The 18,844-nt window shown below is 62.1% G+C and carries 12 protein-coding genes; 7 read left to right on the forward strand and 5 right to left on the reverse strand.

The genetic code is table 11. The annotated features are described in order from the left end of the window. Positions 1-35: 35 nt before the first annotated feature. Positions 36-1,325 carry a glycosyltransferase gene (locus tag ACP7B3_RS00665; protein ID WP_242197159.1) on the reverse strand — a complete coding sequence of 430 codons (1,290 nt, stop codon included), beginning with the start codon at positions 1,323-1,325 and terminating at the stop codon, positions 36-38. A 171-nt stretch (positions 1,326-1,496) separates the two neighbouring features. On the opposite strand from ACP7B3_RS00665, the gene tpx reads away from it, so the two are divergent. The 7 genes from tpx to ACP7B3_RS00700 all read left to right on the forward strand — a co-directional run bounded on the left by tpx (position 1,497) and on the right by ACP7B3_RS00700 (position 14,336). After that, positions 1,497-1,997, forward strand: a complete 501-nt coding sequence (gene tpx, locus ACP7B3_RS00670) for a thiol peroxidase (protein WP_106577885.1) — start codon at positions 1,497-1,499, stop codon at positions 1,995-1,997. 229 nt (positions 1,998-2,226) lie between these two features. Next, the gene (locus tag ACP7B3_RS00675) at positions 2,227-3,531 is read left to right on the forward strand and encodes an MdtA/MuxA family multidrug efflux RND transporter periplasmic adaptor subunit (RefSeq protein ID WP_145165656.1); all 1,305 of its coding nucleotides are present in this window, start codon (positions 2,227-2,229) and stop codon (positions 3,529-3,531) included. Continuing rightward, entirely contained in the window at positions 3,528-6,629 is a 3,102-nt protein-coding gene (locus ACP7B3_RS00680; protein WP_426177228.1) for an MdtB/MuxB family multidrug efflux RND transporter permease subunit, read from the forward strand. Before ACP7B3_RS00675 ends, ACP7B3_RS00680 begins: the two co-directional genes overlap by 4 nt. Then, positions 6,626-9,733 (forward strand): efflux RND transporter permease subunit, encoded by a 3,108-nt coding sequence (locus ACP7B3_RS00685; RefSeq protein ID WP_145165654.1) that lies wholly within the window; start codon positions 6,626-6,628, stop codon positions 9,731-9,733. Before ACP7B3_RS00680 ends, ACP7B3_RS00685 begins: the two co-directional genes overlap by 4 nt. After that, a complete protein-coding gene (locus tag ACP7B3_RS00690; RefSeq protein WP_145165653.1) occupies positions 9,730-11,199 on the forward strand; it encodes an efflux transporter outer membrane subunit in 1,470 nt (489 codons plus the stop codon). The genes ACP7B3_RS00685 and ACP7B3_RS00690 overlap by 4 nt, the downstream gene beginning before the upstream one ends. Before the next feature lie 239 nt (positions 11,200-11,438). Beyond that, complete coding sequence (locus ACP7B3_RS00695) at positions 11,439-13,535, forward strand: putative bifunctional diguanylate cyclase/phosphodiesterase (protein WP_426177231.1); 2,097 nt, start codon at positions 11,439-11,441, stop codon at positions 13,533-13,535. A 54-nt stretch (positions 13,536-13,589) separates the two neighbouring features. Beyond that, the gene (locus tag ACP7B3_RS00700; RefSeq protein ID WP_106577891.1) at positions 13,590-14,336 is read left to right on the forward strand and encodes an SDR family oxidoreductase; all 747 of its coding nucleotides are present in this window, start codon (positions 13,590-13,592) and stop codon (positions 14,334-14,336) included. 58 nt (positions 14,337-14,394) lie between these two features. On the opposite strand, the gene ACP7B3_RS00705 is transcribed toward ACP7B3_RS00700, so the two are convergent. The 4 genes from ACP7B3_RS00705 to ccoG form a co-directional block, all read right to left on the reverse strand. Then, positions 14,395-15,090 carry a tetratricopeptide repeat protein gene (locus tag ACP7B3_RS00705; protein WP_262206423.1) on the reverse strand — a complete coding sequence of 232 codons (696 nt, stop codon included), beginning with the start codon at positions 15,088-15,090 and terminating at the stop codon, positions 14,395-14,397. A 6-nt stretch (positions 15,091-15,096) separates the two neighbouring features. Further along, the gene (locus ACP7B3_RS00710) at positions 15,097-15,753 is read right to left on the reverse strand and encodes a hypothetical protein (RefSeq protein WP_426177233.1); all 657 of its coding nucleotides are present in this window, start codon (positions 15,751-15,753) and stop codon (positions 15,097-15,099) included. Positions 15,754-15,856: 103 nt separating this feature from the next. Further along, a complete protein-coding gene (mapR, locus tag ACP7B3_RS00715) occupies positions 15,857-17,266 on the reverse strand; it encodes a GntR family transcriptional regulator MpaR (RefSeq protein ID WP_145165649.1) in 1,410 nt (469 codons plus the stop codon). A gap of 73 nt (positions 17,267-17,339) precedes the next feature. Next, positions 17,340-18,749, reverse strand: coding sequence for a cytochrome c oxidase accessory protein CcoG (ccoG, locus tag ACP7B3_RS00720; RefSeq protein WP_426177235.1), 1,410 nt, complete (start codon positions 18,747-18,749; stop codon positions 17,340-17,342). Positions 18,750-18,844: the final 95 nt, after the last annotated feature.

The raw sequence follows: 18,844 nt of genomic DNA on the forward strand, positions 1-18,844 counted from the left end.
TGCCCCCTTGCGCGCGACCTCGCCAGCCTCGGTGTTTACACGCTGCGGTTTTTGGCCTCGATCCACTGGGACATGTACTGCGTACTTTTATGCGCATGGTGGCGCAGCATGCTGCCGGTGAAGTTATCCCGGCGATGGGCCGCGAGCTGGAGGCGGCACTGCTCCAGGCATTGCACCAGCGCCGGGCCGTGAAAGGCCTGGTCGTAGCGGCGGGCAAGCAGGCGGCGGCCATCCTCCTGGGCCTGGGTCCACCGTTCGCGGTCCTGGTACAGCGCCACGGCGGCCGCTGCCAGGGCCGGCGCGCTGTGTTCGATCGCTCCCGGCCACGGTTGCTCATCACCCATGCCTTCGGCGCCGATGGGCGTGGTGACATTCGGCGTGCCGCAGAGCATTGCGTCCATCAGCTTGCCCTTGATCCCGGCGCCGAAGCGCAGCGGTGCCAGGCAGATACGCGCAGCGCCCATGACTTGCAGGGCGTCTTCGGCCCAGTTCATCACATGAAAGCCCTGCGCCGGGTTGTGCAATGCCGTGGCCTTGGGCGGGGTGTAGGAACCGTAGATATGTAACTGCGCTCCTGGCAATTGCTGACGGATCAGCGGCCACAGGCTGCTCTTCATCCACAACACCGCATCCCAGTTGGGCGCATGGCGGAAGTTGCCAATGCTCAGGAAGTGCGCGCGGTCCTCGAACGGTGCGAAGGGTTCGGTCGGCGGTTCCAGCATCAACGGGCACCCGTGGAGCAGGGCGGCGGGCACCTTGAACTGTTCGGTGAGCAGGCGGATTTCCACGTCGGAGATCACCAGGCTGATATCACAGCGGTAAATCGCTGCAATCTCGCGCTTGGCCAGGTCGGTGTCGGCCATCCGCCGGAATTCTTCCTTTAACGCTGGATTGAACAGCGCGCTGAAGTCATCGCTCTCGGGGTGGGCCTTGAGGTGGTCCTTGAAACGCTGGTGGCGAGCGTCACGCAAGCTTTGCAAATCGGACGTTTCCAGCACGCGCAAGGCGTCGGGGCAGCATTTCTCCACGCGCCAGCCGAATTGCTCTTCCATCATGAAACGGTCGAACACCACAATATCCGGGGCCAACTCGCGAATAAAATCATCGAAACTGCTGTTATTGAGCTCGATGGCGCATTCGGTGATGCCCAGCGCCGGCAGGTCGGCCTTGTGCTCGCCCACGGTTGCCGGGCTGCTGAACGTGATGTCCCAGCCCTGGTCCAGGAAGCTCTGCAATATCTGCATCATGTGCCCGCCGGCGGCCGAGGAGCGTGGTTCCGGCCAGACATAACCAATGACCAGGACTTTGGTGGCGGGCTGATTCATCAACAACGAATTCCTTGAAGGGCGGGCGAAAAGCGCGCAATTAAACCATAGCCGTTGTTAATCGGGCGCCCGCATGACAATTTACGCCCGGCCATAGGTAGCTTCGCCCGTTTGTGGTTAACTTCTGCGTCTCGAATTCGTTTCAATAAACCCAGCATAAGGATTCTCTTCATGGCTCAAGTCACCCATCGTGGTAACCCAATCAAGGTTGAAGGCGAGCTGCCGCAAACCGGTACCCAGGCCCCCGATTTCATCCTGACTGCCGGCGACCTGTCGGACGCAACCCTGGCCACCTTCGCCGGCAAGCGCAAAGTACTGAACATCTTCCCAAGTGTTGACACCCCAACCTGCGCCACTTCGGTACGCAAGTTCAACGCCCAGGCCAACGACCTGAACAACGCCGTGGTGCTGTGCATTTCCAGCGACCTGCCGTTTGCCCAGGCCCGTTTCTGCGGCACTGAAGGCCTGGAAAACGTGAAGAACCTGTCGGATTTCCGCGACCCGGGCTTCGCCGTTGACTACGGTGTGTCGATTGTCGAAGGCGCGCTGCGCGGCCTGACCGCCCGTGCCGTTGTGGTACTGGACGAAAACAACAACGTGCTGCACAGCGAGTTGGTCAGCGAAATCGGCCAAGAGCCGAACTACGAAGCCGCCCTGGCTGTTTTGAAGTAACTGTTTCAGCGCATTACTGTCTTTTCGCAGTAACACGCTTGATAGATGATTGCGGCCTGGCCTAGTCCAGGCCGTTTTCATTTAGAGTCAGCGGCTTAGCTAAATAGCCCATAAACTAAGGCCAGAAGTTAAAAGTTGTAATCCAAGGTAAATAGCCGGTAAAGGCGCTTTTCTTAATGCGCCTCAGTGCTTATCTTTCAGCCTCCCAAAGTAGAAGCTCTCGCGCCCAATGGTTGATCACTCCATGCAATCCTCCCCCCGCAACTCCCGCCGCTGGCTGTTCGGCCTGCTCGTGCTGCTGGTTATCGCCGTCCTGTGCTGGAAATTCTGGCCCGGCAGCCATAAGGATGCCGGCGAGAAAAAACCGGCCGGGCATGCCGGCAAGTCGGGGATGATGCGCCCGGGCTTCGGCGGTTCCACCGGCCCGATTCCCGTGCGCGTGGCGCCGGCGGTGCTGGGTGAGTTCCCGGTGTACTACAAGGCCTTGGGCACGGTCACCGCGCTCAATACCATTAACGTACGCAGCCGGGTGGGCGGTGAGCTGGTGAAGATTGCCTTTGAAGAAGGGCAGATGGTCAAGGCCGGCGACCTGCTGGCGGAAATCGACCCGCGCAGCTACCAGAATGCATTGCTGCAGGCCCAGGGCACGCTGTTGCAGAACCAGGCGCAGTTGAAAAACGCCCAGGTTGATGTCCAGCGTTACCGCGACCTGTATGCCCAGGACAGTATCGCCAAGCAGACCCTGGACACCGCCGAAGCGCTGGTCCTGCAATATCAGGGCACGGTCAAGACCAACCAGGGCGCGGTGGACGACGCCAAGCTCAACCTCGAATTCACCAAGATCCGCGCGCCTATCGGTGGCCGTGTGGGCTTGCGTCAGGTCGACGTGGGCAACCTGGTGGCAGCCAACGACACGACCTTCCTGGCGGTGATCACCCAGACGCAGCCGATCAGCGTGGTCTTCACCCTGCCGGAAAACACCCTGGACACCGTCCTCGCCCGTTACCACGCCGGCAACAAGCTGCCGGTGGAAGCCTGGGACCGTGGCGACGCCAAAAAACAGGCCGTGGGTGTGCTGCAAAGCCTGGACAACCAGATCGACGTGACCACCGGTACCCTGAAATTCAAGGGCCGTTTCGATAACAAGGACCAGGCGCTGTTCCCCAACCAGTTCGTCAACGTGCATCTGCTCGCCGACACCTTGCACAACGTGGTGCTGGCGCCGTCTGCCGCGATTCAGTTTGGCAACAACGGCACCTTCGTCTACAAGCTCGACGGCGACAAGAAGGTCAAGGTCCAGCCACTGGTGGTCGGCGATACCGATGGCGATAACACCGTGATCAAGGAAGGCCTGGCGGCCGGCGACCGCGTGGTGATGGAAGGCACCGACCGCTTGAAGGATGGCAGCGAAATCGAAGTGGTCAACGACAGCAGCGAGGTGCCGACCACCCCGACCGAGCACCTGCAAGGCAAGCCTGCGGCAAAAGGGGAGACCGGCGCTAACGCCGGCAAGGCGCAAAAGGTCGGTTCATGAACCTGTCGCGGCTGTTTATCCTTCGCCCGGTTGCCACCACGCTGAGCATGCTGGCCATTGTCCTGGCCGGCATTATTTCCTATCGCTTGCTGCCGGTATCGGCCTTGCCCCAGGTGGATTACCCGACCATCCGGGTGATGACCCTGTACCCCGGCGCCAGCCCCGATGTGATGACCAGCGCGGTCACCGCGCCGCTTGAGCGCCAGTTCGGGCAAATGCCCGGCCTTACCCAAATGGCGTCCACCAGCTCGGGCGGTGCGTCGGTGCTGACCTTGCGTTTCAACCTCGACATCAATATGGATGTCGCCGAGCAACAGGTGCAGGCCGCGATCAACGCCGCGACCAACCTGCTGCCCAAGGATTTGCCGGCGCCGCCGGTGTACAACAAGGTCAACCCCGCGGACACCCCGGTGCTGACCCTGGCGATTACCTCCAAGACCATGCTGCTGCCCAAGCTCAATGACTTGGTGGATACGCGCATGGCGCAAAAAATTGCCCAGATCAGTGGCGTCGGCATGGTCAGCATCGCCGGCGGCCAACGCCAGGCCGTGCGCATCAAGGTCAACCCCGAGGCCCTGGCCGCCAATGGCTTGAACCTGTCGGACGTGCGCACGCTGATCGCCGCGTCCAACGTCAACCAGCCCAAAGGCAACTTCGACGGCCCGACCCGGGTGTCGATGCTGGACGCCAACGATCAGTTGGTCTCGCCCCAGCAATACGCCGAATTGATCCTGGCCTACAACAATGGCGCGCCGCTGCGCCTCAAGGATGTGGCACAAATTGTCGACGGCGCCGAAAACGAGCGCCTTGCCGCCTGGGCCAACGAAAATCAGGCCGTGCTGCTGAATATCCAGCGCCAGCCGGGCGCCAACGTGATTGAGGTCGTCGACCGTATCAAGGCGTTGCTGCCGAGCATCACCGACAACCTGCCGGCCGGCCTGGACGTGACGGTGCTCACCGACCGTACCCAGACCATCCGCGCCTCGGTCACCGATGTGCAACATGAATTGCTGATCGCCATTGCGCTGGTAGTGATGGTGACGTTTCTGTTTTTGCGTCGTGTCAGCGCCACGATCATTCCGTCCATCGCCGTGCCGCTGTCGCTGATCGGCACCTTTGGCGTGATGTACCTGGCGGGCTTCTCCGTCAACAACCTCACGCTGATGGCCCTGACCATCGCCACCGGGTTTGTGGTCGACGATGCCATCGTGATGCTGGAGAACATCTCGCGCTATATCGAGGAGGGCGAGACGCCGCTCAATGCCGCGCTCAAGGGCGCCAAGCAGATCGGCTTCACCCTGATTTCCCTGACCCTGTCGCTGATCGCGGTGTTGATCCCGCTGCTGTTCATGGCTGACGTGGTGGGGCGGCTGTTCCGCGAATTCGCGATCACCCTGGCGGTGGCGATCCTGATTTCCCTGGTGGTCTCGCTGACCTTGACGCCGATGATGTGCGCACGGCTGCTCAAGCGTGAACCCAAGGAAGAAGAGCAGGGCCGCTTTTACAAGGCCAGCGGCGCCTGGATCGACTGGCTGATCGAAGCCTACGGGCGCAAGTTGCAGTGGGTGCTCAGGCACCAGCCGCTGACCTTGCTGGTGGCCATCGCCACCCTGGGTCTGACGGTGGTGCTGTACCTGGTGGTGCCCAAGGGCTTCTTCCCGGTGCAGGACACCGGGGTTATCCAGGGTATTTCCGAAGCGCCACAGTCGATTTCGTTTGCCGCGATGAGCCAGCGCCAGCAAGAGCTGGCCAAGGTGATCCTGGCTGATCCAGCGGTGGAAAGCCTGTCGTCCTATATCGGTGTGGATGGCGATAACGCCACCCTCAACAGCGGGCGCCTGTTGATCAACCTCAAAGCGCACGGCCAGCGCGACTTGAGTGCGGCCCAGGTGATCACACGGCTGCAGCCGGAAATCGACAAGCTGGTGGGCATTCGCCTGTTCATGCAGCCGGTGCAGGACCTGACGATCGAAGACCGCGTCAGCCGCACCCAGTACCAGTTCAGCATGTCGTCGCCCGATGCCGACCTGCTCGCGCTGTGGAGCGACAAGCTGGTACACGCCCTCAGCCAGTTGCCGGAACTCACGGATGTGGCCAGCGACCTGCAGGACAAAGGCCTGCAGGTGTTCCTGGTGATCGACCGCGACGCCGCCTCGCGCCTGGGCGTCAGCGTATCGACCATCACCGACGCACTGTACGACGCCTTCGGCCAGCGGCAGATTTCCACCATCTACACGCAGGCCAGCCAGTACCGGGTGGTGTTGCAGGCTCAATCCGGTGAAACCCTCGGCCCGGCGGCGCTCAACCAGATCCATGTGAAAACCACCGACGGCGGCCAGGTGCGCCTGTCGAGCCTGGCCCACGTGGAGCAGCGTCAGGCGCAGTTGGCGATTGCGCACATCGGCCAGTTCCCGGCAGTGATGATGTCGTTCAACCTGGCCCCCGGCGTCGCGCTGGGCAAAGGCGTGGAGCTGATCAACCAGACCCAGAAAGACATTGGCATGCCAGTGGGTGTGCAGACCCAGTTCCAGGGCGCGGCGCAGGCGTTTGAGGCGTCGCTGTCGAGCACCTTGCTGCTGATCCTGGCGGCGGTGGTCACCATGTACATCGTGCTGGGCGTGCTCTATGAGAGCTACATCCACCCGATCACCATCCTCTCGACCTTGCCATCGGCAGCGGTGGGGGCCTTGCTGGCGTTGCTGCTCAGTGGCAATGACCTGGGCATGATCGCGATCATCGGCATCATCCTGCTGATCGGTATCGTGAAAAAGAACGCGATCATGATGATCGACTTCGCGCTCGACGCCGAACGCAACCAGGGCCTCGACCCGCAGACCGCGATCTACCAGGCGGCGCTGCTGCGTTTCCGGCCGATCCTGATGACCACCCTGGCCGCCCTGTTTGGTGCAGTGCCGTTGATGCTGGCCACCGGCTCCGGCGCCGAGTTGCGCCAGCCCCTGGGCCTGGTGATGGTCGGCGGCTTGCTGGTGAGCCAGGTATTGACCCTGTTCACCACGCCGGTGATCTACCTGTACTTCGACCGTCTTGGCCGCCGCTGGCGCAGAGAGCCGCAAAGCCTGGAGCCGGTTGAGTCATGAACCTGTCCGGACCGTTCATTCGCCGGCCGGTAGCGACCATGCTGCTGAGCCTGGCGATCATGTTGCTCGGCGGCGTCAGCTTCAACTTGCTGCCAGTGTCGCCGCTGCCGCAGATCGACTTCCCGGTGATCGTGGTCTCGGCCAGTTTGCCCGGGGCCAGCCCCGAGGTGATGGCGTCCACCGTGGCCACGCCGCTGGAGCGCTCGTTCGGCGCGATTGCCGGCATCACCACCATGAGCAGTTCGTCGAGCCAGGGCTCGACGCGGGTAATCCTCGCCTTTGACTCCGACCGTGATATCAACGGCGCGGCGCGCGAAGTGCAGGCGGCCATCAATGCCTCGCGCAACCTGCTGCCCAGCGGCATGCGCAGCATGCCCACCTACAAGAAGATCAACCCGTCCCAGGCGCCGATCATGGTGCTGTCGCTGACCTCCGACGTGCTGCAAAAGGGCGAGTTGTACGACCTGGCCTCGACCATTCTTTCGCAAAGCCTGTCGCAAGTGCCGGGCGTGGGTGAAGTGCAGATTGGCGGCAGCTCGCTGCCGGCGGTGCGCATCGAGCTGGAACCCAAGGCCCTCGACCAGTACGGCGTGGCACTGGACGACGTGCGCAACACCATCGCCAATGCCAACCAGCGCCGGCCCAAGGGCTCGCTGGAAGACAGTGAGCGCAACTGGCAGATCCAGGCCAACGACCAACTGGAAAAGGCCAAGGATTACGAGCCGCTGCTGATTCGCTACCAGAACGGCGCGGCCCTGCGCCTGGGCGACGTGGCAAAAATCAGCGACGGCGTGGAAGACCGCTACAACAGCGGCTTTTTCAACAATGACTCGGCGGTGCTGCTGGTGATCAACCGCCAGTCCGGCGCCAACATCATCGAGACGGTCCGGCAGATCAAGGCCCAGCTGCCGGCGTTGCAGGCGGTGTTGCCGTCCAGCGTCAAGCTCAACCTGGCCATGGACCGTTCCCCGGTGATCACCGCGACCCTGCATGAAGCCGAGATGACCTTGCTGATTGCCGTGGCCCTGGTGGTGCTGGTGGTGTACCTGTTCCTGGGTAATTTCCGTGCTTCGTTGATCCCGACCCTGGCGGTGCCGGTGTCGTTGGTGGGCACCTTTGCGGTGATGTACCTGTTCGGCTTCTCGCTGAACAACTTCTCGCTGATGGCGCTGATTCTGGCCACGGGCCTGGTGGTGGACGATGCCATCGTGGTGCTGGAGAACATTTCCCGGCACATCGACGATGGCGTGCCGCCGATGAAGGCGGCGTATCTGGGCGCGCAGGAAGTCGGCTTCACCTTGCTGTCGATGAACGTGTCGCTGGTGGCGGTGTTCCTGTCCATCCTGTTTATGGGCGGTATCGTCACCAACCTGTTCCGTGAGTTCTCCATCACCTTGTCGGCGGCGATCATCGTCTCGCTGATCGTCTCGCTGACCTTGACCCCGATGCTCTGCGCGCGTTGGCTCAAACCGCACATCAAAGGGCATATGAGCGGTTTGCAGCGCTGGAGCCACAGGATCAACGAGCGCATGGTGGCGGTGTATGCCACCAGCCTGGACTGGGTACTGCGCCACCGACGCCTGACCCTGCTGAGCCTGTTGCTCACCGTGGGCGTGAACATCGCGCTGTACGTGGTGGTGCCGAAAACCTTCATGCCGCAACAGGACACCGGTCAGTTGATCGGCTTTGTGCGTGGCGACGACGGGCTGTCGTTCAATGTGATGCAGCCGAAGATGGAGACCTTCCGCAAGGCGGTGCTCAAGGACCCGGCAGTGCTCAGCGTGGCCGGCTTTATCGGCGGCAACAACGGCACCAACAACGCGGTGATGCTGGTGCGCCTCAAGCCTATCGCCGAGCGCAAGATCTCGGCCCAGGCGGTGATCGAGCGTATTCGCAAGGAAGTACCACTGGTGCCGGGCGGGCGCTTGTTCCTGATGGCCGACCAGGACCTGCAATTTGGCGGCAGTCGCGACCAGACCAGCGCGCAGTATTCCTACATTCTGCAAAGCGGTGACCTGGCCGCGTTGCGCCTGTGGTACCCGAAAGTGGTCGCCGCGTTGCGCGAGCTGCCGGAGCTGACCGCCATCGACGCCCGTGAAGGCCGTGGCGCGGCGCAGGTGACGCTGGTGGTCGACCGCGACCAGGCCAAGCGCCTGGGCATCGACATGAGCATGGTCACGGCGGTGTTGAACAACGCCTACAGCCAACGGCAGATTTCCACCATCTACGACAGCCTCAACCAGTACCAGGTGGTGATGGAGGTCAACCCGAAATACGCCCAGGACCCGATCACCCTGAACCAGATGCAGGTGATCACCTCCACCGGCGCGCGGGTGCCGCTATCGACCATTGCCCACTACGAAAACAGCCTGGCCGACGACCGGGTCAGCCATGAAGGCCAGTTCGCCTCGGAAAACATCGCGTTTGATATGTCGCCCGGGGTAACGGTGGAGCAGGGCACGGCCGCCATCGAGCGCGCGATTGCCAAGGTGGGCTTGCCCGAAGACGTGATCGCCAAGATGGCCGGCACCGCCGACGCGTTTGCCGCGACCCAGAAGGGCCAGCCGTTCATGATCCTCGGCGCACTGGTGGCGGTTTACCTAGTGCTGGGCATTCTGTATGAAAGCTACATTCACCCGCTGACCATCCTCTCGACCTTGCCGTCGGCCGGTGTCGGCGCGTTGCTCTCGATCTACCTGCTGGGCGGCGAGTTCAGCCTGATCTCACTGCTGGGCTTGTTCCTGTTGATCGGGGTGGTGAAGAAGAACGCGATCCTGATGATCGACCTGGCCCTGCAGCTGGAGCGCCATGACGGCATGAGCCCGGTGGAATCGATCCGCAGCGCGTGCCTGTTGCGCCTGCGCCCGATCCTGATGACCACGCTGGCCGCCATTCTCGGCGCCTTGCCGTTGCTGCTCGGCTCCGGCGACGGCGCGGAAATGCGCCAGCCGCTGGGCCTGACGATTATTGGCGGCCTGGTGTTCAGCCAGATCCTGACCCTTTACACCACCCCGGTGGTTTACCTCTATCTTGACCGCGCGCGCCACCGCTTCAACGCCTGGCGCGGCGTGCGTACCGATGCTGCCTTGGACACTGCGCTATGACCGATTCAACCTTGACCCAATTGGCCATGAGCATGCCCCGTGGTTTGCGCGTTGCCAGCCTGCTGCTGTGCGGCGCGTTGCTCAGCGCCTGCGCCATCGGGCCTGACTACAAACGTCCGGATGTCATCGAGCCGGTGCAATTCAAAGAAGCCCAGGGCTGGAGCCAGGCCACGCCCAGCGATTCGCTGGCGCGGGGCGCTTGGTGGGAGCTGTACGGCGACCGCCAGCTGAATGACCTGGTGACGCGCCTGAACAACGCCAACCAGACCGTGGCCCAGGCCGAAGCGCGTTTCCGTCAGGCCCAGGCCCAGGTGCGCAGCGCGCGCGGCGCGTTCTTTCCAACGGTGGACCTGAGTGCCGGAAAAACCCGCGCCAGCCAGGGCACCGGCAGCAGTAACGCCAGCCTGAGCAGTTCCAGCAGCGGTATCCGCGACACCCTCAACGCGCAACTGGGCGTGAGTTGGGAGGCGGATGTGTGGGGCAAATTGCGCCGCGGTCTGGAGGCCAATGAAGCCACGGCCGAGGCCAGCTCGGCGGACCTGGCGGCGATGCGCTTGAGCCAGCAATCGGAGCTGGTGCAGGACTACTTGCAACTGCGTGTCATGGATGAACAGACGCGGTTGTTGCAGGCCACGCTGGACACTTATCAGCGTTCGCTGCAAATGACCGAAAACCAATACCGCGCCGGTGTTTCCGGCAAGGACGCGATCGCTCAGGCGCAAACTCAGCTCAAGACCACCCAGGCCAGCCTGATCGACTTGATCTGGCAGCGGGCCCAGTTGGAAAACGCCATTGCGGTATTGATCGGCGAGGCACCGGCCAACTTCAACCTGGCGGTGAGCAAAGATATTCCAGCCTTGCCGCAGATTCCCGTGAGCCTGCCGTCGCAACTGTTGGAGCGCCGTCCGGACATTGCCTCGGCTGAGCGCGCGGTGATCGCGGCGAACGCAAATATCGGTGTGGCCAAGGCGGCTTATTATCCGGATTTGACCTTGAGTCTGGCCGGCGGCTATTCCAGCAGCACCTACGCCGACTGGATCAGCCTGCCGAACCGCTTCTGGTCGGTGGGGCCGAAGTTGGCGATGACGTTGTTCGACGGTGGGCAGCGTTCGGCGGAGGTTGATCGCAGCGTGGCCTCGTATGACGAGACGGTCGCCAAGTATCGCCAGACGGTGCTGGATGGTTTTCGCGAGGTTGAAAACTACATGGTGCAGTTGAAGGTGCTGGAGGATGAGGCGGTTGTCAGCAATGAAGCGCTGGAAGCTGCGCGCGAATCGCTGCGATTGACGCAGAATCAGTACAAGGCCGGGTTGATTGCGTATCTGGATGTCGTCACGGTGCAGGCCACGGCCCTTAGCAATGAGCGGACCGTGCTGACGTTGTTGCAGACGCGGTTGGTGGCGAGTGTGCAATTGATCGCGGCGCTGGGCGGTGGGTGGGATGGACAGGTGGCGTTCAAGGAGTGATTGAGCCGCTGTCCGTTGCTGCCCTCTAGAGCTGGGAGGGGGCAAGCCCCTCCCGAAGTCGCCGATCCAGACGCCACTTCAAGCCCCGACGACCGCAACGTTAAGCCAGTAGATTGACGTCAAAACGCCACTAATTGCCCCATGGTAATTAATCAACGCGCCCATAATTATTCTCGCTACAATCGCCCGCTTTGCCACTTGGCACGGGCGCTCCAGGCCCGTCAGTTCTGAGACATTCCATGCTGATCGGTAGCTATTCCCCCTCCTTGGTCGTGATTTCCCTGTTCGTCGCGATCCTGGCGTCCTACACCGCGCTGGACCTCGCCGGCCGTCTCGCGACCGCCAGGGGCCGCGCCGTGTACGTGTGGATGACGGGCGGCGCATTGGCGATGGGCGTAGGCGTGTGGTCCATGCACTTTATCGGCATGTTGGCCTTGCGCCTGCCGTTTGCCCTCGGGTTTGACCTGGGCATCACCGCGCTGTCCCTGCTGATCGCCGTGTTGTCCAGCGGCTTTGCCTTATGGCTGGTCAGCCAGCCACGCCTGCCGGCGTGGCAACTGGCGTTCGGTGCGCTGATCATGGGCGCGGGCATCAGCAGCATGCACTACACCGGCATGGCCGCGATGCGCATGACGCCGGGCATCGACTACGACCCGACCCTGTTCGGCGCTTCATTGTTGATCGCGGTCATCGCGTCCGGCGCTGCGCTGTGGATCGCTTTCAACCTGCGTCGCAACACGCCTTACGTACGCCTGGCACGCGGCGGCGCAGCCGTGGTGATGGGCATCGCAATCGTGGGCATGCACTACACCGGCATGGCCGCTGCGCGCTTTGATGACAACAGCTTTTGCGGCGCCGCCCTGACGGGCCTGAGCGGCAAGGGCCTGGACAACCTGGTGCCGGTGACCACGCTGGCCGTGTTGATCATCGCGCTGCTGACTTCGTTGCTTGACGCTCGCCTTGAAGCGCGCACTGCCGTACTCGCCGATTCCCTGACCCTGGCCAACCAGGAACTGACGCACCTGGCCCTGCACGACATGCTCACCGGCCTGCCCAATCGCACCTTGCTCGCCGACCGTATTCAGCAAGCCATTCAGGCGGTGAAGGAGCAGGGCGGTTGCTTTGCCCTGATGTTCATCGACCTGGATGGGTTCAAACCGGTCAACGATGCGTTTGGTCATCACATGGGTGACCAGTTGTTGCGCGAGGTGGGCCTGCGCTTGCGCGAGGACCTGCGCGGCCATGACACGCTGGCCCGTATCGGCGGGGATGAGTTTGTGTTGCTGGTGCAATTGACGCAGCCGGACGACGCCGTGGGCCTCGCCGAACGTCAGGTCGGGCTGATCAACCGTGCCTTCAAGGTTGCCGAGCATGAACTGAAAATCTCCGCCAGCATCGGTATCGCGCTGTTTCCGGGCAACGGCAATAACCCGCAAGAGCTGTTGATGAACGCCGACGCTGCCATGTACCACGCCAAGGGCATGGGCAAGAACGGTTACAGCTTCTTTGATGCGTCGATGAACACCAACGCACGCAAGCAGTTGCAGTTATTGCAGGACCTGCGCAACGCCCTCGAGCACGAGCAATTTCGTTTGTATTACCAGCCCAAGATCGATGCGTTGAGCGGCATCCCGGTCGGCGCCGAAGCCTTGCTGCGCTGGGAGCATCCGCAGCAGGGTCTGTTGTTGCCTGCGACGTTTATCGACCTGGCGGAAAAGACCGGGTTGATTATTCCTATCGGCGAGTGGGTGTTGAACGAAGCCTGTCGTCAGATGCGGCTGTGGTATGCGCTGGGCTACGAAGACTGGCGCATTGCGGTGAACCTGTCGGCCTTGCAGTTTTGCCATGCCGGGCTGGTCAAGAGTGTGGCCGCAGCCCTCGACCGTCACCAATTGCCGGCCAATAGCCTGACCCTGGAAATCACCGAAACCACCGCCATGAGTGACGCCGACGCGAGCATGACGGTGTTGCAGCAGTTGTCGGACATGGGCGTCGACCTGTCCATCGATGACTTCGGCACTGGCTATTCGAGCCTGATGTACCTCAAGCGCCTGCCCGCCAATGAGCTGAAGATCGATCGCGGGTTTGTCCGCGACCTGGAACACGACAGCGACGATGCCGCCATCGTTTCCGCCATCGTCGCCCTCGGTCAGGCCCTGGGGCTGCGGATTGTCGCCGAAGGCGTGGAGACTGATGTGCAGCAGAGTTTCCTCACCCGCCTGGGGTGCAACTCGCTGCAAGGCTATCTGTTGGGGCATCCCTTGCCGGCTGACGGTTTCATGGCCGACATCCAGCGTGGCGAAGAGGCGGGAGCGCCTGACAAAAGCCGTGCGTGACGAGTATTCTTGGCCCCAACCCTAACCATCAGGTTGAGTCAGGAGACCGCACGCATGGACAAAGTCGTCATCATCACTGGGGGCAGCCGGGGCATCGGCGCCGAGACGGCATTACTGGCCGCTCGCGAGGGCTACCGCATCTGCATCAACTATCAGTCCGACGAAAACGCCGCCCACAGCGTGCTCGAACAGGTTCGCGCCCTCGGCGCCCAGGCGATTGCAGTGCGTGCGGATGTCAGCATCGAAGATGAAGTGGTCGCGCTGTTCAGTCGCGTGGATGCCGAGCTGGGCCGCGTCACCGCGCTGGTGAACAACGCCGGCACTGTGGGGCATAAGTCGCGGGTCGACGAGATGTCCGAATTCCGCATCCTCAAGATCATGAAAACCAACGTGCTCGGGCCGATCCTGTGCGCCAAGCATGCGGTGCTGCGCATGTCGCCAAGGCATGGCGGGCAGGGTGGCAGTATCGTCAACGTGTCGTCAGTGGCGGCGCGCCTGGGTTCGCCGGGTGAATACGTCGACTATGCCGCCTCCAAGGGAGCACTAGACACCTTCACGCTGGGGCTGTCGAAAGAAGTTGCCGGTGAAGGGATTCGCGTCAACGCCGTGCGGCCCGGCTATATCTTTACCGACTTCCACGCCCTGAGTGGCGACCCGGACCGGGTCAGCAAACTGGAGTCCGGCATTCCGATGGCCCGTGGCGGGCGCCCGGACGAAGTGGCCGAGGCGATTATCTGGTTGCTGTCGGACAAGGCCTCGTACACCACCGGCACCTTCCTGGACCTGGGCGGCGGTCGCTGATCACCGCCGTTGACCGGCTGTTAAGTGAGGCACCCAAGGGGGCGCCTCACTGCGACGCTCAGGGCAGCTTGATCTGATACGCCGCCAACTGCGCCTTGTGTTGTGCCTCCACCGTGCTTGGGTCGACGCGTTTGGCGAACTGGGTCAAGTCGCGTCGAGCGTTTTCCTTATCGCCCAGCCGGTCATAGGCCAGCGCTCGCTGGTAGTAGGCCCACGCGTAGTCAGGCTGTTTGATCAGTCCGGCGCTGTAGGCTTCGGCGGCTTCGCGGTACTGGCCGAGATCGTAGAGCGCCAGGCCCAGATGATAGAACGTCGGCATGTTGAACCCGGCGCCTTTGCCATTCTCGCCCAGGCCGGCATCCAGATTGGACTGCACCAGTTCGAGGGCTTTTTGCGGGTTGCCATTGAGGCGGTACAGGTAGCTCAGTTCCAGGGTCGCGCGCGGTTCGGGGTGCGGGTTGGTGGCGATGGATTTTTCGCGCGCGCTGATGGCTTGCGGATACTGCTTGAGGTTTGTGTAGGCCACTGACTGCAGCAGGTACACGGTGCTCTTGATTTTGGGCGGCAGGGTGTTCTTCGTCAGGCACAGCTCTGACTCTTGAATCACCTGCTGATTTTGCTCGGCTCTCATGGCCTTGCTGGTGTTGACGCAATGCTGCAGGTTGAGTTCGGCGGGGGTTGGCTGGTGCGCGCAACCGGTGACGACTGCGGCAACGGCCAGCAGGGCGAAACCACGAATAGAGGCGTTAGGCATGCTTGGTCAGTCCAGCAGATTGGCGTTGAGGTCGGGGCGATAGACTTGCAGCAGGGCAGGCGTGACGGTGCCTTGCAAGGAGCAGAAGATCTTCGTACGGCCCTCGGTCGGCCCTTTTTCCAGGCTCAGCGTACGTTCTACAAAGCCAAAGGGCGTGGCCACGCCCGGTCCCGCCAAGCCTTCGGTGCGCCATTGGCCGATCGGGTCGCCCACCCGGCGAATATCGGCGCGGCTGACGTTGCCGCGTTCTGCTACCAGGCGTGCGTGGTCGGCGATCAAGGGCTTGAGGCGCTCGGCAACATCGCTCACCGAACCTTCGGCGACGAATCCCCAGAACAGCAAATTGCCGACATTGGGCAACGACATGGCTTCATTGTGATACCCCACAAGGCGCACGCCGTTGACCACCAGCGGTTGCTCAAAGGCCTGATAGCGACCACCTTCCTGCAGTGGGTTCATGACCACTGGAGCGCTGACGTTGGCCTGTTTGGCCACGCGCAGGGTGCCGGCGGGCAGGGAGGCGGTGTTGAGGGTTTCGAAAAAGCGTGCGTCACAGCGGGAGAAATCGCTGAACAGCTGATCGGGGGTGGCGGCAGTGGTTTGGCCCTGGGCCTGGTTGGCAAGCGCCAGCAAGCAAAGGGCGGATAACAGTGGGCGAAGCATCGGCGTCATCCATGAGCGTTGAGGGGCGGCGAGTGTAACAAGGCCCAAACGTCTTCGCTAACAGGATGAACGTTGCCCGGCGGTCAGGCTCCGGCGAGCCCGTTCAAAACGAGCGCACGATCCGCCCCAGCGTTTCCATCGCTTTCTCCGACGCCTCGGTCCACGGGCTGCCGTAATTCAAGCGAATGCAATTTCTGAAGCGCTGGGTCGCCGAGAAAATCGGTCCCGGCGCAATGCTGATGCCTTGGGCCAGGGCCATCTGGAACAGCTTCAGCGAATCGGTTTGCTCCGGCAGTTCGAGCCACAAAAAATACCCGCCAGCCGGCTGGCTGACCCGTGTCTGGGCCGGGAAATAGCGGGCGATAGCCGCCAGCATTGCGCTTTGCTGTTCTTCCAGGGCATAGCGCAACTTGCGCAAATGGCGGTCATAGCCACCGTGCTGCAGGTAGTCGGCAATCGCCGCCTGCGCCGGCATTGAAGGGCACAACGAGGTCATCAGCTTCAAGCGCTCGACCTTCTGCGCATAGCGCCCGGCGGCCACCCAGCCAACGCGATAACCCGGGGCCAGGCTTTTGGCGAAGGAACCGCAGTGCATCACCAGGCCTTCGGTGTCGAAGGCTTTGGCCGGTTTGGGCGCGTGCTGCCCGTAATACAACTCGGCGTACACGTCGTCTTCAATCAGCGGCACCTGGTGACTGCGCAGCAGTTCCACCAACGCCTGCTTTTTGGCTTCCGGCAGGGTTGCGCCCATCGGGTTCTGGAAGCTGGTCATGGTCCAGCAGGCCTTGATTGGGTAGCGCTCAAGGCTTTGCGCCAAGGCGTTGAGGTCAATGCCGTCGCGTGGGTGCACCGGAATCTCCACGGCCTTGAGCTTCAGACGTTCCAGCACTTGCAGGCAGGCATAAAACGCCGGCGCTTCGATGGCGACCAGATCGCCCGGCTCGGTCACGGCCTGCAGGCACAGGTTCAGGGCCTCGAGCGCGCCGTTGGTGATCAGCAACTCTTCCATCGGCAGCATCAGGCCGCCGACCATGTAACGCAGGGCAATTTGCCTGCGCAGCTGCGGGTTGCCCGGTGACATGTCGGTCACGACCAGGCGAGGGTCCATTTCGCGGCTGGCACTGGCCAGCGAACGTGCCAGGCGTGGCAAAGGGAACAGCATCGGGCTGGGAAAGGCCGAACCGAAGGGCACGGTGTTGGGGTCTTTGATGGAGTCCAGTACCGAAAACACCAGTTCACTTACATCGACTTCGGTGGATTCGTGCACATGCTCACTCACCACCGGCTCGGAAAACGGGCTCGGTGCGTGGGTGTTGACGAAGTAACCGGAACGCGGCCGCGCGCGAATCAGCCCACGGCGTTCGAGCAGGTAATACGCCTGGAACACCGTGGACGGGCTGACGCCGTAGGTCTGGCTCGCATAGCGCACCGACGGCACGCGCTGGCCGGGCCCGAGCACGCCGGAGCGGATAAGTTCTGCGATGTCATCGGCGAATTTTTCGTAGCGTTTCATGAAGGCCTTAAAAACAGTTTTCTCATTATGAACACACGGCAAACAGTGGCTACGGGCCTGTGTCAGTTGGACCTCAGCGGTTCATCGGCGCCACAAAGCGGCTGTCGGCCGCACTGTAGATCCAGGGCTCATCCACGTCCGTCACCTTGAACCGCAAGGTCTGTGAACTGCTCGCCGGCTTGTCGGCAAGCAACGCCACCGACACCGGCACATCGCTGATTTCCCCTGGCGCCAGGCTGAGCTCGGTCTTGCCTTGCAGCACGAACCCCTCGGCGTCCACCAACGCCAGGCGATAGTGCTGGCGCTGCTGGGTTTTGTTGATGACCTTGAGGCTGTAAATGTTTTCGATCAAGCCCTGGCTGTTTTCGCGGAACATACCGCGGTCCTTGGTGACGTCGAGCGATACCATCGGCCGTCCTACCAAGGCCACCACCAGTGCGGCGATCATCACCAGCAGCACGGCACTGTAGCCGATCAGTCGCGGCCGGAGCAGGTGGGTTTTGCCGCCCTGCAGTTGATGCTCGGAGGTATAGCTCACCAGCCCGCGGGCATAGCCCATTTTGTCCATGATCGAATCGCAGGCGTCGATGCAGGCCGCGCAGCCGATGCACTCCATCTGCAAGCCGTCGCGAATATCAATACCGGTGGGGCACACCTGCACGCACAGCTGGCAGTCGATGCAGTCACCCAGGCCGACGTCAGCGGGCGTCACGTCTCGTTTGCGCGGGCCGCGGTGTTCTCCACGCGCCGCATCGTAAGAAATGGTCAGGGTGTCCTTGTCGAACATCACGCTCTGGAAGCGCGCATAGGGACACATGTGCATGCACACCGCCTCACGCAGCCAGCCGGCATTGATGTACGTGGCCGCGGTGAAGAACAGCACCCAGAACAGGCTGACGCCGCCCATTTGCCAGGTCAGCAGCTCCAAGGCCAGGGGCCGGATGGGCGTGAAGTAGCCGACAAACGTCAGCCCGGTCAACACGCTGATGCCTAGCCACAACGTGTGTTTGGCCGAGCGCCGCGCCAGCTTGTTCAGGCTCCACGGCGCCGCGTGCAGCTTGATACGCTGGTTGCGTTCGCCTTCGGTGACCTTTTCACACCACATGAACAGCCAGGTAAACGAGCTTTGCGGGCAGGTGTAGCCGCACCACACCCGGCCTGCGAACACGGTGATGGCAAACAGGCCGAAGGCGCAGATGATCAGCAGCGCCGACAACAGGATGAAATCCTGGGGCCAGAAGGTTGCGCCGAAGATGTGGAATTTGCTCTCAGCCAAGTCCCACAGTACGGCTTGGCGCCCACCCCAGTTCAGCCATACGGTGCCGAAAAAAGCCAGGAACAGCAGCGCGGCGCCGGCTACGCGCAAAGTACGAAACAGGCCGGTGAAGCTGCGGGTATGGATCAGGGTGTCGCTGGATTTGGCCTTCACCTTCTTTGGGTGTATGGGCTCAAAGGTTTCCACGGTTGGGATTCTTTCGCTCATGGTCGTTCGCTCATCAGCCTCCATCAGGCAGATGAACTATGGACGCCGCTCTGTGTGCATAACAGACTCAGCTAGGGCGATAAAAAGCGGATCAG

This window comes from Pseudomonas sp. TWRC1-2 (genome assembly GCF_049896685.1).
Lineage (GTDB): Bacteria > Pseudomonadota > Gammaproteobacteria > Pseudomonadales > Pseudomonadaceae > Aquipseudomonas.